The organism is Serratia sp. ME47, from assembly GCF_903970925.1.
GTDB lineage: Bacteria > Pseudomonadota > Gammaproteobacteria > Enterobacterales > Enterobacteriaceae > Serratia > Serratia ureilytica.
In genome coordinates this window covers 1-24,256 of the sequence record NZ_CAJCKE010000046.1, presented here as the reverse complement: position 1 = coordinate 24,256, position 24,256 = coordinate 1, and the positions used below count along the sequence as shown (strand labels likewise).

Below are 24,256 nucleotides of genomic sequence, written 5' to 3'. Positions count from 1 at the left end.
GGCGACCGTCATGGTGAAAATAAGCGTGTCTTCGCCCTCGTTGGCGTACCGATGTGGGCCGTCCGTTTTGGCGACCGCCGAACAGCCTGGCGTAATCCTGAGCTCGGTTTGTTCGACGGTAAGGCTCAAGACGCCTTGCTCAACGTGCAGCAGCTCGAAGGTGCCCGTCGGATGGCCGCCCGATGCATAGGCTTCCCCCGGCGCCATTTCCCACCGCCACAGTTCTATCATGTTCGGGCCTTGGGTGCCCGCGAGCAAACGGGCCGAGCCGCCGCGATCGCCATGCCACAGCGTGGGAATATCTTGGCTTTCAACCAGGTAGGCGGCGGGGGCGCGGGTCACGTTCACGATGTCCGCTACCGACAGGCCCAGCGCCGCCGCGAGTTTGCACAGGATGGCGATGCTGGGATTGGCGCTGCCTTTCTCGATCTCCACCAGCATGCCCTTGCTGACGCCCGCCCGGCGCGACAGCTCGTCCAGAGACAGCTTTTGGTTTTTTCGCTGCTGTTTGATGCGGTGCGACACCGCTTCGCTGACGGTTTGCACGTCGGCGCCGAACTCGGTCGGTCTGTTGACTTTTTTGCTCATCGGTCAATATCATGGAATAAAATGGTCAATATAGGATTATTCAATGATTTTAGTCGATCCGTCAATCGATCCGGCCGTCGCTGCGCTGGCGCCCGGTTTCCGGGCGTTAAGCATTACCGTGGCCGCGGCTCCCATAACCAACCCGGACGTGGGGGCGCTGGCGTTGGCGCAGGCCTGTCGTGCCCTCGGCGAGGAAGACGCGCCCTGGGCTGAGGCGCATCTCTCGGCCTGGCGCGATGTCTTCATGAAGTTTGGCGCCAAACCCAAGCGTACGCCCTGTTCCGCCGACGCCTTGCGCAAGCGCGCGTTGCGCGACGGCACGATGCCCAGCATCGATCCGGTGGTCGATCTCTACAACGCCGTCAGCATTCGTTATGCGGTGCCGGTGGGGGGCGAGAATATCGCGGCTTATGTCGGCGAGCCGCGGCTGATCGTCGCGGATGGCAGCGAACTGTTCGATACCGTCAAAGAGGGGGCGGTGATCCATGAATCGCCGGAGGCGGGTGAGGTGGTCTGGCGCGACGATCGCGGTGTGACCTGCCGCCGCTGGAATTGGCGCCAGGGGGTCAGAACCCGGTTGAGCGCCGAGGCCGAACGGATGTGGTTCATCCTGGAGAGCCTGCCGGCGATGCCGTTGGCGGCGCTGCGTGCGGCGGGTGACGATTTGATTGCCGGTTTACGGCAAATGATGCCCGGCGTCACGGTAGAGCAACGGCTCATCGGCTGCGCCTCGTAACAGGCGTCAGCACTGGCGGCGGACCAAACCGCTGATCAAATCCAGCGCGTCGTCCGCCGCCGCGACTTCACTTTCGCTGAGCGCCTGCCGCTCGATGAAGCTCTCGATAGCTTCCAGCAGAGAGAAGACGCTGATTTCATCCCCTATTTTCACGACTTCGCATACGCCGCGCCCAATTGCCTGGCAGATTGCCTCATCAAATTCAAATGGCTTGTTGTTCATCTCTCCCCCGACGGCATTTGGGATTATGGCGACCATGTTACCTGTTTTTACACGGCGGCGGTCTGACGAAAATCCCATTTCTTTTCGTTGCTGCACAATGGCTCACGATCGCCTGCGTTGGCGAAATTCTGATTTCCTTACGGCGGTCAGATTTCCCTTGAGACCGCCTGAGCGGCGCGGTATTGTCGCCAAATGACGACAATACCGCCTCATTGTCCGCATAAAAAATTTATGACGTTATCATCCCTTCATCCCGCTGCCGTGCGGGATTTTTTTATGAGGTTTTTCTCAAAGTGCGGAGAACCTCGACGCGATCGCTTGCCATGCTCTGGGAATAATCCTAGCTTGAAATAGTCATTTAGGGTTAGCAATCCCTCATGACCTCCTTGTAATACTTGATGCACCAGAACGTTTTCTCCCCCCGCTTAGGCGGGGGTTTTTAATGGTGTGCATCGGCAGAGGCCTTCAACGTAAAGAACCGACAGAGTTCGTGGCGATAATCGGTTTACGCATCAAGGGACAGGACAATGAAAAATGATCTGGCGGCGGCGATCGCCATCGGCTGTGTGTTGTTGTTCGCATTGGCGGTCGGTTCGCCGCTCTCCATCAGTGCCTCGCTGTAATCTTCTGCGGCCCCGCCCGGGGCCGTTCACCGACTCTGACGCGGCGTCTGCGGATTTTTGCGCCGATCGCCCACCGGCGCGATAAATTCAGCCAAATCGCTGTTGATGTATGGCGAACTTTGAGTACTCTGAGTGCTTTGCACACCCCCACGTGCGCCGTTCTATCTATGCTTTAATCAGGCCCATCACAGGAATCGCCATGCCCGCCCGTCAAATCTCGAGGAGCCCACTCTGATGCTGGAGATGCTATTACAGTGGTACCGCCGCCGTTTCACCGATCCACAGGCTATCGCGTTGCTGGTGATCCTGGTCGCCGGCTTCCTCATTCTCTATTTTCTGCACGGTATTCTGACCCCGTTGCTGGTCGCCATCGTGCTGGCGTATCTGCTGGAGTGGCCGACCGCGCGCCTGCAGCGCATCGGCTGTTCGCGCACCTGGGCGGCGAGCATCATGCTGCTGGTGTTCGCGGGCGTCGCCATGCTGCTGGTGTTCGTCGTCGCGCCGACCGCCTGGCAGCAGGGCATCAATCTGATGAGCGATCTGCCGGGCATGCTCAACCAGTTCTATAACTTTGCCGCGACGCTGCCGAAGCGTTATCCGGCGCTGGTGGATGCCGGCATCATCGACATGATGGCGGAAAATCTGCGCAGCCGGCTGTCCGGCATGGGCGAGTCGGTGGTGAAATTCTCGCTGGCGTCGCTGGTCGGCCTGTTGACGCTGGCTATCTACCTGATCCTGGTGCCGATGATGATGTTCTTCCTGTTGAAAGACAAAGAGCAGCTGCTGAACGCGGTGCGCCGCGTGTTGCCGCGCAATCGCGGTCTGGCGGGGCAGGTCTGGAACGAGATGAATCAGCAGATCACCAACTATATTCGCGGCAAGGTGCTGGAGATGGTGATTGTCGGCGTGGCGACCTACCTGGTGTTCGCCGTGCTGGACATGCGCTACTCGCTGCTGCTGGCGGTGCTGGTGGGTTTTTCGGTGCTGATCCCCTATATCGGCGCGGTGCTGGTCACCATACCGGTGGTGGTGGTAGCGCTGTTCCAGTGGGGCGTCGGCGCCGATTTCTGGACGCTGATCGTCGCCTATCTGGTGGTGCAGGGGCTGGACGGCAACCTGCTGGTGCCGATCCTGTTCTCCGAGGCGGTCAACCTGCATCCGCTGGTGATTATCCTGTCGGTGATCGTGTTCGGCGGAATGTGGGGCTTCTGGGGCGTGTTTTTCGCCATACCGCTGGCGACGCTGGTGAAGGCGGTGATTCACGCCTGGCCGGATGAACTGCGGGTCGAGGTGGAAGACAAGGCCGGCTGACGGAGGGAGACGAAGCGCAGCTGGCCGCTGCGCTTCGTGAGAATTACTGCTGCAGGTAGTTCAGAACGATGTCGTGGTGATTGGTGGTTTTGAAATCATCAAACACTTTTTCAATCTTGCCTTTGGCGTCGATCAGGAAGCTGATGCGATGAATGCCGTCATAGGTCTTGCCCATGAAGGTTTTCTCGCCCCACACGCCAAACTGTTGCGATACTTGATGGTCTTCATCAGACAACAGCGTGAAGTTGAGCAGCTCCTTTTCGGCGAAGCGCGACAGTTTTTCCGGTTTGTCGGTGCTGATGCCCAGCACTTCGACTCCGGCCTTTTTCAATTCGTCCATGTTGTCCCGCAGGCCGCAGGCTTGCACGGTGCAGCCCGGCGTCATCGCCTTCGGATAGAAATAAACCAATACTCGCTGTCCCTGGAAGTCGGCCAAATTAATTTCCTCACCGTCCTGGTCAGGCAAACTAAATTTCGGCGCTGTGTCACCGGCTTTCAATGGGCTCATCACTACTCTCCATCTTTCTCATCATGCTGTGGATAGTTCACCACGCTAATACTGCCTTGCGCGTTCAATTCTGTACATAGGCGATGGAAGGCTTGCTCAATATTTGAGGCGTCTCGATCGCCGGAACTGTGGGCGGTGATTTGAATATACAGCTGCGGCGGCAGGTCGCCGTCCGCCGGCTGCGTGCGTGAGACCAGCTCGGCGATATTCATCTGGCTGGAGTCGAACAGATCGGTAAAACGTTCGATGATGTGCGGCGAGTCCTTCACCTCGACCTGAACCCACACGGTGGCCGGCATCGGCGGCCTTTCATGCGAGTTTGTGCGCTTCATCACGATCAGCAGCTCCAGCTCCGCGCCTTTTTGCGGCAGGGTGGATTCGATCAGGGTGATGGCGTTCCAGCTGCCGGACAGCAGCATGATGAACGTGAACTCCTCTCCCAGCATGGCCAGACGGCTATCTTCGATATTGCATCCGCAACTGCTGACGTGGCGGGTGATGGTATTGACGATTCCGGGGCGGTCGGCGCCGAGCGCGGTAATCACGAGATAGTGTTCGTCTGACTGAGGCAAAATGGCGCTTCCTGTCGTGCTTAATGGGGTTACCATGGTAAACATAAAAAAAACCGCCTGCCAAGCGCTTACAACGCGGTTGTGCGCTTGCTTTTGGATAGGCAGCAAAAGTACCATGAGTGACTTGTTTGTGGAGGGGACGGCCAATGTTTACGGGAAGTATTGTTGCACTGGTTACGCCGATGGACGACAAAGGTGCTGTCGATCGCGCGAGCCTGAAAAAATTGATCGATTATCATGTAGCCAGTGGCACCGCGGCGATCGTTTCCGTAGGGACCACCGGCGAGTCCGCAACGCTTGCCCATGACGAGCACGTTGACGTGGTGCTGCAGACGCTGGAGCTGGCCGACGGCCGCATTCCGGTGATCGCCGGCACCGGTGCCAACGCTACCGCCGAAGCCATCGCGCTCACCACCCGCTTCGCCAACACTGGCGTGGTAGGTTGTTTGACGGTGACGCCGTACTACAATAAGCCGACGCAGGAAGGGCTGTATCAGCACTTCAAGGCGATCGCCGAGAGCACCGAGCTGCCGCAGATCCTGTATAACGTGCCTTCGCGCACCGGCTGCGACATGCTGCCGCCGACCATCGCTCGGCTGGCGAAAATCAAGAATATTGTTGCTGTAAAAGAAGCGACGGGGAACTTAAGTCGCGTTAGTCAGATCCAAGTGCTGGTTGACGATGAAGACTTCATTTTGCTGAGCGGCGACGACGCCAGCGGGCTGGACTTCATGCAACTGGGCGGCAAAGGGGTGATTTCCGTGACGGCCAACGTGGCTGCGCGCGAGATGGCGGAACTTTGTGCGCTGGCGGCGCAGGGCAAATTCGCCGAAGCGCGCCGCTTAAATCAGCGCTTGATGCCGTTGCATCAGGATCTATTTGTAGAAGCAAACCCAATTCCGGTGAAGTGGGCCTGTAAGGCGTTGGGATTGATGGCAACCGATACGCTGCGTCTGCCGATGACGCCGTTGAGCGAAACCGCCCGCCCGGTGGTGGAGCGCGCGCTGAAAAGCGTCGGTTTGCTGTAACTCTAAGGGAAATTTGATGGCTTATTCATTGCAAAAGTCGACGGTAGCAAAAGTAGTGGGCATCTCTTTGGTGATGATGCTGGCGGCCTGCAGCAGCGATCAGCGCTACAAGCGCCAGGTCAGCGGCGACGAGGCTTACCTCGACGCGGCTCCGCTCAAGGCGCTGAACGCGCCGTCCGGCATGATCCTGCCGGTGCAGAGCGGCAACTATGACGTGCCCGCCACGACGCTGCAAGGCAACGTCGGCAAGCAACTGGACATTCGTCCGCCGGTGCAGCCGTTGGCGCTGCTGAGCGGTTCTCGCGCGCAATACGCTGGCGACAGCGGCACGCTGCTGCTGGAAAACAGCCCGCAGAACCAAAACCTGTGGTCGCGCGTCGTCAGCCTGCTGCAGGCGAAGAACATCGCGATCGCTTCCCGCCAGGACGCCGGTCAGACCCTGACCACCGACTGGGTGAAGTGGAACCGTCTGGACGAAGACAACCAGTACGAAGGCCGTTATCAGATCAGCGTGCAGCAACAAGGCTACCAGCAGGCGCTGGTGGTGAAAAGCGTTGGCCTGCAGCAGCAGGGCAAGACCGAACAGGTCACCGATCAGTCTGAGATCCAGCGTTACAACGGCATGATGATCAACACCCTGATCGAAGGTCTGGACAAGCAGGACAACCTGGCGAGCAGCCAGACCGCCAGCCGCTTCGGCGCGCTGGACGTGCAGAGCGGCGCCGATGATACCGGCCTGCCGATGTTGGTCGTGCGCGGCCCGTACACCGTGGTGTGGGATCGCCTGCCGCCGGCGCTCGAAAAACTGGGGATGAAAGTGGGTGACCGCAGCCGTCCGCAGGGCACCGTCGCCGTGACCTACAAGTCCCTGAGCAGCAGCGATTGGGATGCGTTGGGCGTCAAGGATCCTGAGCTGGCGGAAGGGGATTACAAGCTGCAGGTCGGCGATCTCAACAACCGCACCAGCCTGCAATTCATCGATCCGAAAGGCAAACCGCTCACCCAGTCGAAAAACGACGCACTGGTGGCGGCATTCCAGTCTGCCTTCAGTAAAACCAGCGTTAAATAACCAAAAAGGGGCTTCGGCCCCTTTTTGTTTTGTCTATACGGTATCGTTTGCGTCGCAGGTTTGGCACAATAGTGCCCGGCACGCCAAAGAATTCATTAGGTCAATTCTATACCCCCTAATTTCGGGCCGCGCTCGGGAGACAACGGGGATACATCACTGGAGTAAGTAAGATGCAAAAGCTAGCTGAGCTGTATCGCGGAAAGGCAAAAACCGTTTACACCACCGAGAATCCCGATCTGTTGGTGTTGGAGTTCCGCAACGATACGTCAGCACTGGATGGTCAGCGCATTGAGCAGTTCGATCGCAAAGGCATGGTGAACAACAAGTTCAACCATTTCATCATGAGCAAACTGGAAGAAGCCGGCATCCCGACCCAGATGGAGCGTCTGCTGTCCGACAACGAAGTGCTGGTGAAGAAGCTGGACATGGTGCCGGTGGAATGCGTGATCCGCAACCGCGCCGCCGGTTCGCTGGTGAAGCGTCTGGGCATCGAAGAAGGTCTGGTGCTGAACCCGCCGCTGTTCGATCTGTTCCTGAAAAACGACGCCATGCACGATCCGATGGTCAACGAATCCTACTGCGAAACCTTCGGCTGGGTGAGCAAAGAGCATCTGGCGCGCATGCGTGAGCTGAGCTACCGCGCCAACGAAGTATTGACCAAGCTGTTCGACGACGCCGGCCTGATCCTGGTCGATTTCAAGCTGGAATTCGGCCTGTTCAACGGCGAAGTGGTGCTGGGCGATGAATTCTCGCCGGACGGCAGCCGTCTGTGGGACAAAAACACCCTGGACAAGATGGACAAAGACCGCTTCCGTCAAAGCCTGGGCGGGCTGATCGAAGCCTACGAAGAAGTGGCGCGTCGCATCGGCGTGAAGCTCGACTAAGCGTTGGCACCGCCATTCGGGGCGATCCGGCCGGATCGTCCCGCTGTTCTGCATTTTTCCAGAAAATTTCTACATTTCCTCCGCGGCAGACCATTTATAATGATGGATGCGAGATGACTAAAACCTATCCCACTCAGGCTTGAAGCTGCCTTTGCGCTTACCAACGCGCGGCATCTTCAACGAGCAGGGGAAATATCTGGAGTGTATTTATGCGTTGGCAAGGGCGTCGGGAAAGTGACAATGTTGAGGATCGTCGCGGGCAGTCTTCAGGTTTGGGCGGCGGTGGCGGCGGTTTCCGCGTGCCGGTGCGCGGCAAGGGCGGCATCGTCATTCTGGTGGTGGTGCTGGTGGCCGGCTATTACGGCATCGATCTGTCGCCGCTGTTGAACGGCGGTAATGTCGCTCCTCAGGGTCAACAACAGAGCGCCAGCATCAGTCCGAAAGACGATGAGCTGGCCAAATTCACTTCGGTGGTGCTGGCCTCGACCGAAGATAACTGGAAAGAGATTTTTCAGCGCATGGGCAAAACCTACCAACCGCCGAAGCTGGTGATGTATCGCGGCGTGACGCGCACCAGCTGCGGCACCGGTCAGGCGGCGATGGGGCCGTTCTACTGCCCGGGCGACAGAACGGTGTATATCGATCTGTCTTTCTATCAGGACATGAAGACCAAGCTGGGCGCCGGCGGTGATTTCGCTCAGGCCTATGTGGTGGCGCACGAAGTCGGCCACCATGTGCAGAACCTGCTGGGCATCGAGCCGAAGGTCCGCCAGATGCAGCAGGGCGCCAGCCAGGCGGAAGTGAACCGCCTGTCGGTGAAAATGGAGCTGCAGGCGGACTGCTTTGCCGGCGTATGGGGCAAATACGCCGAGAAGCAGCAGATGCTGGAAGAGGGCGACCTGCAGGCGGCGCTGAATGCCGCACAGGCGATTGGCGACGATCGGTTGCAGCAACAGAGCCAGGGCCGCGTCGTGCCGGACAGCTTTACCCACGGCACTTCGCAGCAGCGCTACACCTGGTTTAAACAGGGCTTCGACAGCGGCGATCCCAATACCTGCAACACCTTCGCATCCCGTTAACACCTCACGTGCCGGAGCCTGACTCCGGCATTTTTTTCGAATTGAGATACAGCCTTATGCTACAGGCAGCGCAACAACTCATGCGGCGGCAGGGCATCCGGCGCCTGCTGGTGCTCAGCGGCGAACCCGAGTGGTGCCGCGAACAGGCGCAGCGGCTGGCGGCGACGTTGCCCGGCGACTGGCCTTGGGTCGGGGAGAATCCGCCGCCCGGTCAGGCGGCGTTGGCGAGCGGCGCGGTGCGTCAATTGCTGGGGCAGGAGCGGCTGCATGCAGTGTTCGATGCCGGTCATTCGCTGGACGTAGAGGCGTTGGCGGCGCTGTGCGGCGCCCTGCGCGCCGGCAGCTGGCTGCTGTTGTTGACGCCGCCCTGGCGGCAATGGGCTCAGTTGCCGGACGGCGACAGCCTGCGCTGGAGCGATTGCCCGCAGCCGATCACCACCCCGCATTTCATCCGCCATCTGCAGCAGCATCTGACCGACGACAGCGAAGTGACGATCTGGCGGCAGGATGAGCCCCTGACGCTGGCCGCGCTGCCGGTGCGTGAAGGGTGGCAGCCGCCGGATGGCCGGCCGACCGAGGAACAACAGGCGATCTTGACGGCGCTGCTGCAGGCCGAGTCCGGCGTGTGGGTGCTGACCGCCGCTCGCGGCCGCGGCAAATCGACGCTGGCGGGCATGCTGGTGGCGCAGTCGCCGCTGATCTGCTGGATCACCGGGCCGAGCCGCGCCGCCACGGCGGTGGCCGGAGAATGGGCGCAGGGGCGCGCGCAGTTTTGGGCGCCCGATGCCTTGTTGGCGCAGTGCCGGGAAGGCGACGTCAGCGCCGTGGGGTGGCTGCTGGTGGATGAGGCGGCGGCGATCCCCGCGCCGCTGTTGCAGCAGTTGATCGGCTATTTCCCACGCGTGTTGCTGACCACCACGGTGCAGGGCTATGAAGGCACCGGCCGCGGTTTTCTGCTGAAGTTTTGCGCCGGGCTGCCGGCCTATCAGGCGCTGAGCCTGCAGCAGCCGATGCGTTGGGCGCAGGGGGATGCGCTGGAACGGATAACGGACAATGCGCTGTTGTTCAATGAGCTGCCCGCCTGGCCGGCGGATGGCCAGGCGATCGATTACAGCCAGGCGGAACAAGGCGAGCTGTGCGCCGATCCGCAGCGGCTGGCGCGTTTCTACGCCCTGCTGAGCAGCGCGCATTACCGCACCTCACCGCTGGATTTGCGCAGGTTGATGGATGCGCCCGGCATGCATTTTGGGCTGGCGCAGGCCGGTTTGGAGGTGGTCGGCGCCGTGTGGCTGGTGGAAGAGGGCGGATTGAGTGCCGAGTTGGCGCACGACGTGTGGGCCGGCCGCCGTCGGCCGCGCGGCAATCTGGTGGCGCAGTCGTTGGCGGCGCATGGCGGCCAATGGTGGGCGCCGACGCTGCGTTCACGGCGTATTACCCGCATTGCGACGCTGCCGGCATTGCGGCGGCGGGGTATCGCGCGCCAGTTGATCGAGCGGCAACGCCGCCAGGCGCAGGGGCTGGACTTTCTGTCGGTCAGCTTCGGCTATACCGAGCCGCTGTGGCGCTTTTGGCAATCCTGCGGTTTCGAGCTGGTGCGCATCGGCAGCAAGCCGGAGGCCAGCAGCGGCTGCTATACCGCGATGGCGATCTTGCCCCTGAGCGAGCAAGGAGAGGCGCTGCGGCACGCGGCGCACAAGCATCTGGCACGCGACTGGCCCTGGCTGCGGCAGCGTATCGAGCTTACGCTGGCGATCCCGGGCGACGACGGCGATACGTCGCTCGGCGAAGAGGACTGGCGCGAGCTGGCCGGGTTCGCTTTTGCCCATCGGCCGCTGGAGGCCAGCCTGGGGGCGTTGCAGCGGTTACTGTTGGCCAGCAGTCTGCCGCTGCCCGCACTGCGCGGCCATCTGCAGCGGCGGCACTCTCCCGCGGAGTGCGCAGAGCGGGCGGGCGTCAGCGGCCAGAAAGCCTTGCTGCGCCATTGGCGGCATGAAACGGCGCAGGCGCTGGAACAGCTGAATGCGCAGCACTGCCGCTACTGGCGCGACTGGGCGCAGTCATTGCAATAAATTGAAGAAGTTGCTCAATAAAACCCGATTTTCCCGATTTCTCAGCGGCGTATAGTGGCTGTCAGCGGTGTGGCGACGACAGTCGCTGCGTCAGGTTTGGTTACTATTAAGGAGTCATCGATGAAACATGAGCATTTCGTTGTCCAAAGCCCGGCGACCCCGGCGGCGCAGCTGATCTTGCTGTTTCACGGTGTCGGCGACAACCCGGTGGCGATGGGGGAGATCGGCAGTTACTTCGCCAAAGAGTTTCCCCTGGCGCAGGTGGTAAGCATCGGTGGCCCCGCAGCGTTTGGCAACGGCGTCGGCCGCCAGTGGTTTTCGGTGCAGGACGTGACCGAAGAGAACCGCGTGGCCCGCATCGCAGACGTAATGCCGCAGTTTGTGGCCGTGGTGCGCCATTGGCAGCAGCTGAGCGGCGTTGGCTATGCCGGCACTGCCCTGGTGGGGTTCTCGCAGGGAGCGATCATGGCGCTGGAGGCGTTGAAGGCGGAAACCCGCCTCGCCGGGCGAGTGGTCGCATTCAGCGGGCGTTTCGCCCAGTTGCCTGAGCAGGCGTTCGGCGACAGCGTGGTGCATTTGATCCACGGCGAAGAGGACGCGGTGATCGCGGTGCAGCACGCTCACGCGGCGGCGGAGGCGTTGCGGACCAACGGCGCCGATTTCACGCTGGACGTGGAACAGGACGTTGGGCATGCGATCAACCAGGGCATGATGAACGCCGCGCTGGAAAGGTTGCATTACTATGTGCCGCAGCGCTACTGGGACGAAGCCTTGTCCGGCAAGCGCGGCGAGCTGATCGCCTTCCGCTAAAAATTCAGGGCGCCGATGAGCGCCCTGATATCACTTCTTCTTCGGCCAGTCGTCTTCGTCATCCCACTGGGCGTTGTTGTCGCGGTGCGGCGGAATCTCCGGCTTGTTGGCCAGATAGCTTTTGACGTCAACGCGGCGCAGTTCCTTGATGCCGCTGACGACCATCCCCACCAGAACCAGCAGGATAATCCACCAGTAATCAGCTAACCATTGCATAGCTACTCCTTTCCTTTACTGCGTATAAAACGCGAAAAAATCGATGGCAGATGGCGTTCGAGCCATTCGGCACCGGCGACCTCCTTGTCTTGCCAGGCCGCCAGCAATAGCGCCGGCGTCAGCAAGTGTTCGGCTTCTTGCGCCAGCGGCCGGTAGCTCAGATGCCACGGCTCCACCGCCACGCCGCCGCAGTCTTCGGTGAAGGGGCGGTAGAAACCGAATTCGGCCATATGCGCCGTCAGCCACTGGTTAAGGGGCGCAAAGTAGCCGCCTTCCTCATATTCCCACGGTTCCAGCTGCAGCTTTTGCCCTTCCGGCAACAGCGACGGATCGTACACGTCCAGATCGCTGCCCCAGTGGTGGCGGCTGGCGCCCGGCAGAGCCGACCAGCGCAGGATCGCCTCACAGCGCTCGGCGGCGGACAGCGGCGCGACATCGATCGGTTGACTGTCCTTATCTAATACTGGCCGCTGGCCGCAGAATTTGCCATTCCAGATGGCCAACTGCCGGTCAAAATCGCGGAAGGTGCTGGCGGGCTGGAGATCGAATCCCGCCGCACGCGCCGCCTGCTGCATCGCCAGGAACGCGTTGACGGCATCCGGCTGCAGCCGATGGTTGCCGCTCAGCGGCGCCAGGTGCTCGGTCGAGCGGCCGGTGAGCATTTCTGCGTTGATCATGCGATCAATTGCTCCATGATGCGTTGATACATGCGGCTCAGCAGCTGCAGATCCGCGGCGTTGACGCATTCGTTGACCTTGTGGATGGTGGCGTTGACCGGCCCCAGCTCCACCACCTGCGCACCCATCTGCGCGATGAAGCGGCCGTCGGAGGTGCCGCCGGTGGTCAACAGCTGCGGCGTCAATTCAGAATAGTGCTCGACGGCGTTGACCACCGCATCCACCAACGCGCCGCGCGAGGTGAGGAACGGCTGGCCGGACAGACGCCACTCGATGCTGTAATTCAACTGATGGCGTTCCAGCAGCTCTTCCACACGCTGCTTGATCATCGCGTCGGTCAGTTCGGTGCTGAAACGGAAGTTGAACTGCACGTAGAAATCGCCTGGGATCACGTTATTGCTGCCGGTGCCGGCCTGCACGTTGGCGATCTGCATGCTGGTCGGCGGGAAGAACTCGTTGCCGCGATCCCATTCGATCGCCACCAGTTCATTCAGCGCCGGCATGGCGCGGTGCACCGGATTGTCCGCCAGATGCGGATAGGCGACGTGCCCTTGTACGCCGTGGATATGCAGGTTGGCGGTGATCGAGCCGCGACGGCCATTTTTCACCACGTCGCCGACGCGCTCGGTGCTGGACGGCTCGCCGACCAGGCAGTAATCCAGCCGTTCGTTGCGCGCCATCAGCGCTTCAACCACTTTAACCGTGCCGTGAGTGGCGCTGGCCTCTTCATCCGAAGTGATCAGAAAAGCGAGGCGGCCCCGGTGATTCGGGTTGGCGGCGACAAAGCGTTCCGCCGCCACCACCATCGCGGCCAATGACCCTTTCATGTCCGCCGCGCCGCGGCCGTATAGCATGCCGTCGCGGATCGCCGGTTCAAACGGCGGGTTGTCCCAGCGCTTTTCATCGCCGGTCGGCACCACGTCGGTGTGCCCGGCAAACGCCAGGGTTTGCCCTTCGCCGCGCCAGGCCCAGAAGTTTTGGGTGTCTTCGAAGTCCATTGCTTCGACGGTGAAACCGATCGCCTGCAGGCGATCGATCATCAGCTGCTGGCAGCCTTCATCATTTGGGCTGAGGGAAGGGCGTTTGATCAGTTGCTGAGCCAGTTCGATAACCGGGCAAGTCATACGGCGACCTCGGCGATAAATTGCTGGTAAGCGTCGGCGTTGAAACCGAGCAGGGCGCGCCCGTTGCCGGCGTCCAGCAACGGGCGTTTGATGATCGCCGGCTGCGCCAGCATCAGCGCGATGGCGGCGTCGGCGTTATCGCAGGCGTTGCGCTGCGCTTTATCCAGCTTGCGCCAGGTGGTGCCGCGGGTATTGAGCAGCGGCTCCCACCCCAGTTGCGCGACGAAACCGCGCAGCCGCTGCTCGTCCAGGCCGTCGGCGCGATAGTCGTGAAAATGATAGGCCACGCCCTGATCTTCCAGCCAGCGGCGGGCTTTTTTGATGGTGTCGCAGTTTTTGATGCCGTACATCGTCAGCGTTGTCTGTTGCGGTTTGTTTGCCATGGCGTAAAGCTACCTGTCTCGTCGAGTCGATACTGAGCGGCGTGGGCGATCTTTGGCCCGCTAGCCGCCCGGCGATAGCAGAGATAATGCCAGTAAAGCGGCGGCGAGATCCAGACAACGATGCGTGCGAGGTGCGATTGCGCGCCAGGGATAAGAGGTCGGCAACGTGGTTGAACGGCTGCCTTCGCCGACCGTGCTGGTGAAAAGGCGCCGGCGAAAGCGTTCTGCCGCCAATGCAGAGCTGGCGGAGAGAGAGCTACTCTTTATTGATCCTTATGTTTAAACGATCGGTCAAACACCGTACGCGGGTAATATGCAAGAGCGGTTTTATCCGGCTGGCGCCGAGTTTTTTCATTATTCGCGACTTGTAATGATTGGCGGTTTTATTTCTGATATTCATGGCATTGCTGATGTCGGCCAGCGATTTTCCCGTCGACCATTCCGAGAGAAAATGCGACTCGCGCTGAGAGAGTTGCGGCGGCTCGGTATAGTGGCTGTAGCGCTTATATAAGTCGCCGATCAGGTGGCTGAAGCGGCTCAATGATATAAGGTTTGATAATATAATGGTCTTATTGTCGACAATCACCATGTCATGCAGGCAGTCGGTGATAATGACTATTTTGTAGGTATTGGGGTTGGCATATTCATCGCGGTAGCGCGCTTCAAAATTGGCGATGGTGACATCGATAAAGCAGACCCTTTTGCGGCTAAAGCCGGCCGGCGCGCGTTTCTCCGCCCAGGTTTGATTGATGAGCTGCCGGATGCCGATAGCGGTATAGGCACACTCGCTGAAAATATCAATTTTCATTTTATTATAATCCCTTAATTTCTATTTCCCGGTGAGGATTGATATCTTAAAACATAAAAAAAGAAACAATCTAAATAATTTCACATTGAACTTATTGGGCGCTGCAGGGAAAGAACGCTATCCTGCGGTGGACAATCAGGAAAGCCCCATATACTAGCATGATTTATAAAGAGTAAATTTGGTTTTTAATCGAGCTGCCCAGTGAAGAAAGAGGGATAGAATAGAAATCCTCTATTAATACTCAGGTTATTAAAAGGAATTAACATAGAAGGTGGCTATTAAAATAGAATATTCGATCGTTAATATCGATCATTTTTGTGAGAGAGGGGATGCTAATGAATTAATAATTAAGATATTTCTTGCTTTTTAGCGAGGGGCGTCGCTTATTTTTAACTCAGTTCAAAGAGTGTGCTGGGACAATCTCATGGCCCGCGCCAAATTAATGGCAAAGATAAATCTTAATCAAAAAAATGCGATGTTTTAAGCTGCGAGCGTTGTGCAAGTGGGGAGGATTTATACGGGGGAACGGCATGAAAGAATGCCGGATCGAAATTTCCGATAAGATCACGTCGGAAATAGCGTCTTGTCTTGTGGACGGATTGGATCGCGTTAACGATGAATATATCGGCTACGACAATCGTCGGCCGCGGTGAAAGATCCTGACAGCGGCAGCAATTCTGCGGGGCATTTGCCGCCGTATTTTTATCAGCCGAATGTTGTAATGCGCGATTAACGCACGTAGCCCCCCTGTTGCAAACGCTGCAGAGCATCCCCTTCTGCGAACACCATGCCGGTGGTCAAATCGTGAAAACCGTACTTTTTATAGAAAGCCAGTTTTTCCGGCACCGAATAGATGAAAATCTTGCCGAGCGGCGCCAGATCTTGCATTACCCGGTCCATCAACCGGCGCCCCAATCCCTGCCCCTGAAAGCGTGGATCGATCGCCACGTCGGCCAGGTAAGCGACCGAAGTCAAATCGCTGATGGCATGCGCGGTGGCGATCAGCTCATCGCCGATAAACCCCCAATAGCAAAACTGGCTGTGTTGGTAAACGCGTTGCAGCGTATGCGGATCGCGTTCGCCCAGCCCGGCGGCCTGCAGCAATTCACACAGCCGCCGCCAGTCGATGGCGCGGCGGTTCATATCGGTGATGATTTCCATCGTTGTCCTCTAATCAATATGATTGAGATCGGCGGCATAGTGCCGAATGGCGCGCTGATAGCCGCGGATTTCGGGGTCTGACGAGGTTTCCGCCAGCAACAACAACAGATCGGCCACGGCCCGTTTACCTTCATCCAGGTTGTACAGCGTCATGGCGCGAAACAGCCTCAGCTCGTTGGCCTGCGGGAATTCAGCCAGGCCATCGTCGAAAGCGCGCAGCGAAGCCGGGTATTTCCCCAGGGCGCGGTAAGTGCTGCCGAGGCCCAGCCAGGCTTCACGGCGCTGGGCGGGCGGCAAATCGCGACCCAACGCCGCGAGGTAGCAGGGAATCGCCTGTCGCTCCAAACCCTGAACGTCGTACAGGCAGGCCAGCTGAAAATGCAGCATCGCCGCTTCCGGCTCTGCCGCCAGTTGCCGCAACGCCAGCGCAGTGGCTTCCTGATAATGACCTTGCGCTTTCAACTGTGAGACAGACAAAGAGGTGGACATGATCGGCGCTCCATTGGCGTATTGTTATACCTTTTACACGCTATCGTGGAGAAATTGATATCACAAGGGAATAGCCGTACTGAACATTGATCAGATAAATACGAAAATGTGCGCTAACCCCGGTTTCCGGGCCCGGCATCGTTCCCGTTTCCCTTCACATGGTCAAAAAACAGGCGTAGAATCCGCTTCGTCAAATAATTGAGGTTGTAAAGTATTATGGTTGATCGTGAATTAGGAAACTGGAAAGACTTCATTGATGAGATGTTGGGCAACTGACACAGCGATGAAGCCGATGGCAAGGTTGAGTCATTGGAAAATTACTGAAACACCGTGGGAACGAGATATTCGTTCGAAAAAGCAGCATCGGTCATCCGACGCTGCTTTTTTTATGCGCCGCCGATCACTCTTCGGCGGGCGGTGTGGCGGCAGGATGCGCTTTACCGGGGAAGCGGCGGCGAACCAGCACGAAGAACAGCGGCACGAAGAAGATCGCCAGCAGGGTGGCGGAGATCATGCCGCCCATCACCCCGGTGCCGACCGCATGCTGGCTGCCGGAACCGGCGCCGCTGCTGGTGGCCATCGGCAGCACGCCGAAGATGAACGCCAGCGAGGTCATCAGGATCGGCCGCAGGCGCATGCGCGACGCGTCGAGCGTCGCCGACATCAGATCCTGCCCTTTCTGGTTCAGCTCATTGGCGAACTCGACGATCAGAATGGCGTTTTTCGCCGACAGCCCAATGATGGTCAGCAGGCCGACCTGGAAATAAACGTCGTTCTCCAGGCCGCGCAGCCAGGTGGCGGCGACCGCGCCGATCACCCCCAGCGGCACCACCAGCATCACCGAGAACGGAATTGACCAGCTCTCGTACAACGCCGCCAGACACAGGAACACCACCAGCAGCGAGATGGCGTACAGCGCCGGCGCCTGCGAGCCGGACAGCCGTTCCTGATAGGACATCGCTGTCCATTCCAGACCGAAGCCGGCCGGCAGCTGGCTGACCAGTTTCTCCATTTCCGCCATGGCGGTGCCGGTGCTGACGCCGTTGGCCGCTTCGCCGACGATCTCCAGCGCCGAGCTGCCGTTATAGCGTTCCAGCCGTGGCGAACCATACTCCCAGTGCGAGCTGGCGAAGGCCGAGAACGGCACCATGCCGCCCGTGCTGTTGCGCACATACCATTTGTTGATGTCATCCGGCAGCATGCGGAACGGCGCCGCAGCCTGCACGTAGACTTTTTTCACCCGGCCGCGATCGACGAAGTCATTGACGTAGGTCGAGCCCCAGGCGGTAGAGAGCGTGCTGTTGATGTCGTCGATCGACACGCCCAGCGCCTGAGCCTTGCGTTGATCGATATCGATTTGCAACTGCGGGCTGTCGTCCAGGCCGTTGTGGCGCACGCGCGACAGCAGCGGATTTTGCCCGGCGAGCTGCAGCAATTGATCGCGCGCCGCCATCAGCTTGGCGTGGCCGAGGCCGGCGTGGTCTTCCAACTCCATATCGAAGCCGGAGGAGTTGCCGAGGCCGGTGATCGCCGGCGGACTGCTGGCGATCACCCGGGCTTCGTTAATCTTGCTGAATGCCTGAGTCGCGCGATCGATGATGTCGAATGAGCTGTTGGCGCCTGAGGTGCGCAGGTCCCAGTCTTTCAGCCGGACAAACAGGCGCGCCACGTTTTGGCCGTTGCCCCCCGGCCCGGAGCCGATGATGGCGAACACCGACAACACGTCCTGTTTCTCTTCGGTGAGGAAGTACTGCTCGACCTTCTCCACCACTTTGGACGTTTGCTGCAGGGTCGATCCCGCCGGCAGCTGCACCTGTACGGTGAAGATGCCGCGGTCTTCCTGCGGCAGGAACGAGGTCGGCAGCTTGATGAACAGCAGCGCCATGCCGCCGAGCAGCAGCAGATAAATCACCATATAGCGGCCGCTGGCGTGCAGAATGCGCCCCACGCCGCGCTCATAGCGATCGGCATTGCGGTTGAACATGCGGTTGAACCAGCCGAAGAAGCCGCGCTTGCCGTGATGATGCCCCTTGGCGATCGGTTTAAGCAGCGTCGCGCACAGGGCCGGGGTCAGGATCATCGCCACCAGCACCGACAGCACCATGGCGGAGACGATGGTGATGGAGAACTGGCGATAGATGGCGCCGGTGGTGCCGCCGAAGAACGCCATCGGCACGAACACCGCCGACAGCACAAGAGCGATGCCGACCAGCGCGCTCTGGATCTGCCCCATGGATTTGCGCGTGGCCTCTCGCGGCGGCAAGCCTTCCTCGCTCATCACGCGCTCGACGTTCTCCACTACCACGATAGCGTCGTCCACCAGCAGGCCGATCGCCAGCACCATGGCGAACATGGTGAGGGTGTTGATGCTGAAGCCGCAGGCGGAGAGGATGGCGAAAGTGCCCATCAGCACCACCGGCACGGCGATGGTGGGGATCAGGGTAGCGCGGAAGTTCTGCAGGAACAGGTACATGACCAGGAACACCAGCAGGATGGCCTCCAGCAGCGTTTTCACCACGTCCTTGATCGAGGCTTTGACGAACGGGGTGGTTTCATAGGCCACTTTGGCTTCCAGTCCGTGCGGGAAGTATTGCGACAGCTCGGCGATTTTGTCCTTCACCAACTGGTCGGTCTGCAGTTCGTTGGCGCCGGAAGCCAGCTTGATGTTCATGCCGGCGGCCTGCATGCCGTTGTAGCGGCTGAGGTAGTTGTAGTTCTCGCCGCCCAACTCAACGGTAGCGACGTTGCCCAGCGTCACCAGCGAACCGTCCTGATTGACCCGCAGGGTGATCTGGCGGAACTGCTCCGGCGTCTGGAGCTGCGACTGGGCGTTGATGGTGGCGTTCAGCGCCTGTTTATCGACCGACGGCGTGCCGCCCAACTGGCCGACCGCCACCTGGGCGTTCTGCGACTGAATGGCTTTGACCACGTCCTGGGTCGTGAGCTGATAGCTGTTGAGTTTGTTGGGATCGAGCCAAATGCGCATGGCGTACTGCGAGCCGTAGACGTCCATGCTGCCGACGCCGTTGATGCGGCTGAGCGGATCCTGCAGGTTGGAGACGATGTAATCGGCGATGTCCTGCTTGTCCATGCTGTTGTCGGTGGAGACGAACGCCACCATCATCAGCGTGGTATCGCCGGATTTCGAGACCGTGACCCCCTGATTCTGCACCGCCTGCGGCAGACGTTTGATCGCCGCCTGCAGCTGGTTTTGCACCTGCTGCATCGCTTCGTTGGGGTCGGTGCCGGCTTCGAACGTCAGCGTGACGGTCGCCTGGCCGGTATTGGTGCTCTGCGACGACATATACATCATGTTGTCGAGGCCGGTCATATTCTGTTCAATGATCTGCGTGACGGTGTTTTCCAGCGTTTGCGCCGAAGCGCCTGGATAAGTTGCGCTGATGCGCACGTTCGGCGGCGCCAAATTCGGGTATTGTTCTACCGGTAAAGAAAAAATCGCCAACGCGCCGGTCAGGCAAAGAATTATTGCCAGCACCCAGGCGAAAATCGGGCGATCAATAAAAAAATTGGCCATGCAGCGCGAACCTCGTTATGACTTGTTCTATCTTTAAAACGCATCAGAATTATGCATTTCAGCGGCAGGGAGGGATCCCGGCGCTATTGCACTGTACTCGGGAAAGCCGAGGAAAGCGTGGAGAAAAAAAGGAGATAGTGTAAATAACGGTAGCGTAAAACGGCGTTGGCGCTTGTTTGCCGACAACGAGACGCGATTAAGACATTTTTATGACTGTCGAAGGCCGTGCGCGCCTTCTTCGCGCGCACGGAACCGGAAATAAACAGGACTCACCTTACAGCAGGAGCTTGGCATGGGAATTAACCCGGTATTTGCCCGTCGGCTTTATTTGTGCTGGCTGATCAGCCACAGTGAGCGGCCCAATGTGCCGCGGTTGATGGCGCTGACCGGTTGGCCGCGCCGCACGTTGCAGGATGTGCTGAAGGCGCTGCCCGGCATGGGCGTCGAGCTGCAGTTCGTACAGCAGGGCGTGCGCAACAACGACGGTTTCTATCAGCTGGAAAGCTGGGGGCCGTTCAACAAGAGCTGGGTGCACCAGCACCATCAGGCGCTGCTCAGCGCCATCGAGTAAGCTGCCCCGGCGCAGCGGCCGGGGCTGACGTTCATTGGCTTTTATGCTCCAGGTACATCACCGTCGCCGCCACGCGAGAACGCACGTCCAATTTGCGCAGTATGTTGCGGATGTGCACCTTCACGGTTTCTTCAGAGATATGCAGCTGCGCCGCTACCTGTTTGTTGGACAGGCCGCGCGCCACCTCTTGCAAGACATCCAGCTCACGTTCGGTCAAGGCGGCAAAGGGATCGCGCTGCTCGCTGCGCGCCAGCAAATAGTCGGCCATGGCGTCGCTGATCACGTTCTGCCCCTCGGCGGCGGCGCCGATGTGCTCCAGCAGCAGTTCCGGCTCGCTGTCTTTCAGCAGGTAGCCGTCGGCGCCGGCGTCGATCAGCGCATACAGATCGCTGCGCGCGTCGGAGACCGTCAGCACGATGATGCGCGCGTCCACGCCTTCGTCGCGCAGGGCCCGCAGCGTGTCCAGCCCGGACATGCCCTTCATGTTCAGATCCAACAAGATCACGTCCGGGGCGTGCTGCAGCGCCAGCGCAACCGCCTCGCTGCCGTTGCCGGCCTCCGCTACCACGCTAAATCGCGCATCCAGTCCCAGCAGTTGTTTGATGCCGCGCCGCATCAACGGATGATCGTCAACGATCATGACTCGGTATTGCTTCATCACCATGAAATATGCTCCCTGTAGCAAGTAAAGCCACTCAAACGCGCCCTGCGGCGTGCTTCACAGTGGGACTGTCTCTTCAAAAATAGCGGCAATCAGCGCCGTAAACCTCCCCGGACGGCCTTCCGCCCGGCGGCAACCGTAACGCAGAATGAACAGCCGTAAGGTCAGGGCGAGAATGTCAGGCAAACCGCCGTGCCGCCGCCGCTTCTGCGCTGAATGTGCAGCGTTCCTCCCAATCGCGCCGCGCGTTCGCTCATGATGGTCAAACCATAATGCCCTTCCGGTTCCTCCAGACTGGCGATGCCGCAACCGTCGTCGGTAATGCTGAAAACGTTGTCGCCTGCGGCGTTGACCTCGCAACACACCGTAATCTCGTTCGCCCCGGCGTGCTTGACGGCATTGAGCACCGCCTCGCGCACGATCTGCAGCGCGTGCACCTGCTGCTGGGCGTTGAGCGCCTGCGAAGACAGCCGACAGTGTAACTGAATCCGCGCGGGGGTTAGCGCTTTTAATGGCTGCAACAGCTGCTCCAGCGCGGCGTTCAGATCCGCCTCCTGAATGTTGAGGCGGAAGGTGGCCAGCAGCTCTCTCAACTGGCGATAGGCATCGGCCAGCGTGCGATCGAAATCGTCGATAATGGTCTGCGCCGCCGGATCGGCGGCGCTGCGCCGCAGCAGCGTCAGCTGGATGCGCAGGAACGACAGCGTCTGCGCCAGCGAATCGTGCAGCTCGCGGGCGATGGTCGCACGTTCTTCCATCAACAGCAGATATTGGTGCTGCTTTTGCGCCCGGTTGAAGTAAACGCCGCGGCCCAACATATTGGCCAGGCTCTGCATCAGGTGAGGATGCGGCGGGTGCGCCTCGGGCTGCCAGCGCAACTCGCCCAGCGGCTTGTCGCCCTGGGTGATCGGCAGCGCGTTCCAGGCCTGCGTCGGCGCCGCTTCCCCTTCGCTCAGCCGCCACTGGCCCTGGCCGTCCGCTACGTTCAGCTGGATGCAGCGCAGCCGTTCGCTTTGGCGCACGATGCGCAGCACATTTTCGAACGCCTGCTGATCGAGCTGGCGCACGCTCAGCGCCTGCGAGCAGCGATACAGCACCTCAAGCGTTTCATTGGCCTGCTGCAGACGTTGGGTTTTTTCCTGTACCTTCAGCTCCAGCGACTGATAGAGCCGGGCCAGTTCGTCCGACATGGCGCTGAAGGTTTGCGACAGCACGCCGAGCTCGTTCGGCAACGTCACGTCCAACTGCGGGTGGCGAAAATCCCCTTGTTGCACGCGCTGGCTGGCGTCGACCAGATGCTGCAGCGGGGTGACCACCTGGCGGCGCATGAAACGAATGCAAAACAGCACCAGACCGATGATGGCGGCGTAACCCAGCACGCTGACGGCGGCCACCAGGGTCAGTTTCAGTTCGGAATAGCGCTGCAGGGCGGACACGAAATGGTCAACGCGATTGACATGGCCGGCGACCTCCGCCCGATAGGCGATCGCCTGCCCGTTGCGGATCTGCCGCTCCATCGTTTGCCACGCCTGTTGCAGCGCCAGGTAATGGTTGCGCACCTCGGCCGGTACGTAGAAGCGCGCCAGTTTTTGCAGCGCCGGCGCCTGCAATGACTGCCGGTATTGCTGCAGGTGCAGCTCCAGTTCTGGGCTCTGCTGGTCGAGATCGAAGGCCAACCGGTAGCTTTGCATGCGCAGCGAACCGGCGATATTGATCGCTTCGGCATCGCTCTGGCTGCCGGCGACGGTGGTCAACGCCAACCCGGTGGCGAGCACCGACAGTATCACGATGCCGAACAGCGCTTTGGCCAGGCTGCCGGTCACGGAACGTTTAACAAGCAATCAAGGATCCTTCTCTCAGGTAGGGCGCGTCGCCAGTTTCATTCGAAAGCAAAACTATAACTTTTGCAACTAAAATGCACCGCGATTTGTATCAAGTTGTCAACAAAACGGGAACAATTGTGGTTGTGTAATCAAATGAATAGCGAAACGCCCGTCGATTTTCAGCGGCGGGCCGGTTTCCTCTGACGATTTGTCTTTGGGGGGCGAATCGCACTGGGTTTTATGCAATCTCATGCGCCTGAGCGCGACTTATTTTTCATTATTTTAAGCAATGTTAAGTCCCGGCTTGTCCGGCGGGGCGCGGTGTGATTTTTGTTGCAAATCGTCTGCCGCGGCGCGGCCTAATCGCGGTATGATCTTCACGTTGTCACGCAAGGGAAAAGGGTTATGTCGTCGAAAATTGAGAATGTGAAGAAAGAGCTGCTGTCGGACAACTGGTATGTGCTGCACAAGTACACGTTCGATCTGAAACGCAAAAACGGCGGTTCGGTGCAACAGGTGCGCGAGGTCTACGATCGCGGCAACGGCGCCACCATTTTGCTGTATAACCGCGCCAAGGGCACGGTGGTGCTGACCAACCAGTTCCGCATGCCGACCTATGTCAACGGCAACGAGAGCGGCATGCTGCTCGAGGCCTGCGCCGGCTTGCTGGACGCCGACTCTCCGGAGCAGTGCGCGCGCCGCGAAGCGGTGGAGGAGACCGGTTTTCAGGTCAGCGAGGTGAAGAAAATCTTCGAAGCCTACATGTCGCCGGGCGGCGTGACCGAAATCGTGCACTTCTTTATCGCCGAATACCATGACGATGAGCGGCGCGCGGCCGGCGGCGGCATTGAAGATGAAGATATTGAGGTGATCGAACTGCCGTTCAGCGACGCGGTGGCGATGATCGCCGATGGCCGGATCAAAGACGGCAAGACCATCATGCTGCTGCAGTATTTGCAGATTCATCGGGTGATGGAATAAAAAAAGCTGGTCATGATGACCAAGGCGGTTCAGTTAAGCCTGAGTGGCATTTTTTATCCAGCCTCTGGGCGTTCTGTGCAGGGGAATTGCCGTAAATGTCCCGCATTTCTCTGTGGCCAATATGAACGGCAATTGGAGGGGCCGATGGCGCGGCCCCTCCACCCGCGCCTTTGCTTAACACCGTCTGTCCGCTATGCGGATATCCTCGCCGCGTCTGCGTTGTCGGGCGGGTCGGCTGCGACAAACGTCCCTGTTAGTCTCGCCTCAACCGGCCTTCCCTGGCCGGTTGCCCCTGACAACGCCGTCTTGCTCGGCAGCCGGTGATGCG

25 protein-coding genes are annotated in these 24,256 nt (G+C 59.6%); 11 read left to right on the top strand and 14 right to left on the bottom strand.

What is annotated here, in order from left to right:
* A partial coding sequence (locus tag H7A77_RS24715; RefSeq protein WP_182074781.1) for an XRE family transcriptional regulator occupies nt 1–588 on the bottom strand: 588 nt, incomplete at its 3' end.
* Nucleotides 589–631: 43 nt separating this feature from the next.
* On the opposite strand from H7A77_RS24715, the gene H7A77_RS24710 reads away from it, so the two are divergent.
* Nucleotides 632–1,324 (top strand): B3/4 domain-containing protein, encoded by a 693-nt coding sequence (locus H7A77_RS24710; RefSeq protein ID WP_072627161.1) that lies wholly within the window; start codon nt 632–634, stop codon nt 1,322–1,324.
* 6 nt (nt 1,325–1,330) lie between these two features.
* Here the strand turns inward: H7A77_RS24710 and H7A77_RS24705 are convergent, their stop codons facing one another.
* Nucleotides 1,331–1,642 carry a hypothetical protein gene (locus tag H7A77_RS24705; RefSeq protein WP_232091472.1) on the bottom strand — a complete coding sequence of 104 codons (312 nt, stop codon included), beginning with the start codon at nt 1,640–1,642 and terminating at the stop codon, nt 1,331–1,333.
* A gap of 761 nt (nt 1,643–2,403) precedes the next feature.
* On the opposite strand from H7A77_RS24705, the gene H7A77_RS24700 reads away from it, so the two are divergent.
* The gene (locus H7A77_RS24700; RefSeq protein WP_033644006.1) at nt 2,404–3,480 is read left to right on the top strand and encodes an AI-2E family transporter; all 1,077 of its coding nucleotides are present in this window, start codon (nt 2,404–2,406) and stop codon (nt 3,478–3,480) included.
* Between the two features lie 43 nt (nt 3,481–3,523).
* Here H7A77_RS24700 and bcp read toward each other — a convergent pair whose 3' ends face one another.
* Nucleotides 3,524–3,988, bottom strand: coding sequence for a thioredoxin-dependent thiol peroxidase (bcp, locus tag H7A77_RS24695; protein ID WP_033635500.1), 465 nt, complete (start codon nt 3,986–3,988; stop codon nt 3,524–3,526).
* 2 nt (nt 3,989–3,990) lie between these two features.
* The gene (locus H7A77_RS24690) at nt 3,991–4,596 is read right to left on the bottom strand and encodes a glycine cleavage system transcriptional repressor (protein ID WP_369795937.1); all 606 of its coding nucleotides are present in this window, start codon (nt 4,594–4,596) and stop codon (nt 3,991–3,993) included.
* Nucleotides 4,597–4,706: 110 nt separating this feature from the next.
* On the opposite strand from H7A77_RS24690, the gene dapA reads away from it, so the two are divergent.
* From dapA to ypfH, 6 genes are all read left to right on the top strand, one after another.
* On the top strand, nt 4,707–5,588 hold the full coding sequence (dapA, locus tag H7A77_RS24685) for a 4-hydroxy-tetrahydrodipicolinate synthase (protein ID WP_033644005.1): 882 nt from the start codon (nt 4,707–4,709) through the stop codon (nt 5,586–5,588).
* Nucleotides 5,589–5,604: 16 nt separating this feature from the next.
* Nucleotides 5,605–6,657 (top strand): outer membrane protein assembly factor BamC, encoded by a 1,053-nt coding sequence (gene bamC, locus H7A77_RS24680; RefSeq protein WP_033644004.1) that lies wholly within the window; start codon nt 5,605–5,607, stop codon nt 6,655–6,657.
* Nucleotides 6,658–6,827: 170 nt separating this feature from the next.
* Entirely contained in the window at nt 6,828–7,541 is a 714-nt protein-coding gene (gene purC / locus H7A77_RS24675; RefSeq protein ID WP_033644003.1) for a phosphoribosylaminoimidazolesuccinocarboxamide synthase, read from the top strand.
* Between the two features lie 209 nt (nt 7,542–7,750).
* On the top strand, nt 7,751–8,620 hold the full coding sequence (locus H7A77_RS24670) for a neutral zinc metallopeptidase (RefSeq protein ID WP_033644002.1): 870 nt from the start codon (nt 7,751–7,753) through the stop codon (nt 8,618–8,620).
* Between the two features lie 56 nt (nt 8,621–8,676).
* Nucleotides 8,677–10,689 (top strand): tRNA(Met) cytidine acetyltransferase TmcA, encoded by a 2,013-nt coding sequence (locus H7A77_RS24665; protein ID WP_182074780.1) that lies wholly within the window; start codon nt 8,677–8,679, stop codon nt 10,687–10,689.
* A 120-nt stretch (nt 10,690–10,809) separates the two neighbouring features.
* Nucleotides 10,810–11,499 (top strand): esterase, encoded by a 690-nt coding sequence (gene ypfH, locus H7A77_RS24660; RefSeq protein WP_182074779.1) that lies wholly within the window; start codon nt 10,810–10,812, stop codon nt 11,497–11,499.
* Nucleotides 11,500–11,529: 30 nt separating this feature from the next.
* On the opposite strand, the gene H7A77_RS24655 is transcribed toward ypfH, so the two are convergent.
* The 7 genes from H7A77_RS24655 to H7A77_RS24625 all read right to left on the bottom strand — a co-directional run bounded on the left by H7A77_RS24655 (nt 11,530) and on the right by H7A77_RS24625 (nt 16,357).
* Nucleotides 11,530–11,715, bottom strand: coding sequence for a YpfN family protein (locus H7A77_RS24655; RefSeq protein WP_004941720.1), 186 nt, complete (start codon nt 11,713–11,715; stop codon nt 11,530–11,532).
* Between the two features lie 2 nt (nt 11,716–11,717).
* Complete coding sequence (locus tag H7A77_RS24650) at nt 11,718–12,392, bottom strand: M15 family metallopeptidase (protein WP_042785171.1); 675 nt, start codon at nt 12,390–12,392, stop codon at nt 11,718–11,720.
* On the bottom strand, nt 12,389–13,516 hold the full coding sequence (dapE, locus tag H7A77_RS24645; protein WP_033651525.1) for a succinyl-diaminopimelate desuccinylase: 1,128 nt from the start codon (nt 13,514–13,516) through the stop codon (nt 12,389–12,391). Before dapE ends, H7A77_RS24650 begins: the two co-directional genes overlap by 4 nt.
* Nucleotides 13,513–13,899 (bottom strand): ArsC family reductase, encoded by a 387-nt coding sequence (locus tag H7A77_RS24640; RefSeq protein WP_182074778.1) that lies wholly within the window; start codon nt 13,897–13,899, stop codon nt 13,513–13,515. The genes dapE and H7A77_RS24640 overlap by 4 nt, the downstream gene beginning before the upstream one ends.
* 256 nt (nt 13,900–14,155) lie before the next feature.
* Nucleotides 14,156–14,707 carry a LuxR C-terminal-related transcriptional regulator gene (locus H7A77_RS24635; protein ID WP_072627165.1) on the bottom strand — a complete coding sequence of 184 codons (552 nt, stop codon included), beginning with the start codon at nt 14,705–14,707 and terminating at the stop codon, nt 14,156–14,158.
* A gap of 729 nt (nt 14,708–15,436) precedes the next feature.
* Nucleotides 15,437–15,868 carry a GNAT family N-acetyltransferase gene (locus tag H7A77_RS24630; protein ID WP_072627166.1) on the bottom strand — a complete coding sequence of 144 codons (432 nt, stop codon included), beginning with the start codon at nt 15,866–15,868 and terminating at the stop codon, nt 15,437–15,439.
* Between the two features lie 9 nt (nt 15,869–15,877).
* Nucleotides 15,878–16,357, bottom strand: a complete 480-nt coding sequence (locus H7A77_RS24625) for a tetratricopeptide repeat protein (RefSeq protein WP_089192112.1) — start codon at nt 16,355–16,357, stop codon at nt 15,878–15,880.
* Nucleotides 16,358–16,573: 216 nt separating this feature from the next.
* Here H7A77_RS24625 and ypfM point away from each other — a divergent pair, with 216 nt between their 5' ends.
* On the top strand, nt 16,574–16,633 hold the full coding sequence (gene ypfM, locus H7A77_RS24620; protein ID WP_100396732.1) for a protein YpfM: 60 nt from the start codon (nt 16,574–16,576) through the stop codon (nt 16,631–16,633).
* A gap of 124 nt (nt 16,634–16,757) precedes the next feature.
* Here ypfM and acrD read toward each other — a convergent pair whose 3' ends face one another.
* A complete protein-coding gene (acrD, locus tag H7A77_RS24615; protein WP_182074777.1) occupies nt 16,758–19,892 on the bottom strand; it encodes a multidrug efflux RND transporter permease AcrD in 3,135 nt (1,044 codons plus the stop codon).
* Nucleotides 19,893–20,184: 292 nt separating this feature from the next.
* On the opposite strand from acrD, the gene H7A77_RS24610 reads away from it, so the two are divergent.
* Nucleotides 20,185–20,463, top strand: coding sequence for a helix-turn-helix domain-containing protein (locus tag H7A77_RS24610; protein WP_004941750.1), 279 nt, complete (start codon nt 20,185–20,187; stop codon nt 20,461–20,463).
* A 31-nt stretch (nt 20,464–20,494) separates the two neighbouring features.
* Here the strand turns inward: H7A77_RS24610 and H7A77_RS24605 are convergent, their stop codons facing one another.
* Together H7A77_RS24605 and narQ are read right to left on the bottom strand one after the other, a co-directional pair.
* Entirely contained in the window at nt 20,495–21,127 is a 633-nt protein-coding gene (locus H7A77_RS24605; protein WP_033643992.1) for a response regulator, read from the bottom strand.
* Nucleotides 21,128–21,288: 161 nt separating this feature from the next.
* Complete coding sequence (gene narQ, locus H7A77_RS24600) at nt 21,289–22,965, bottom strand: nitrate/nitrite two-component system sensor histidine kinase NarQ (protein WP_060660384.1); 1,677 nt, start codon at nt 22,963–22,965, stop codon at nt 21,289–21,291.
* A 387-nt stretch (nt 22,966–23,352) separates the two neighbouring features.
* Here narQ and nudK point away from each other — a divergent pair, with 387 nt between their 5' ends.
* Nucleotides 23,353–23,928: a GDP-mannose pyrophosphatase NudK gene (gene nudK / locus H7A77_RS24595; protein ID WP_042785166.1), complete on the top strand. Its 576-nt coding sequence runs from the start codon at nt 23,353–23,355 to the stop codon at nt 23,926–23,928.
* Nucleotides 23,929–24,256: the final 328 nt, after the last annotated feature.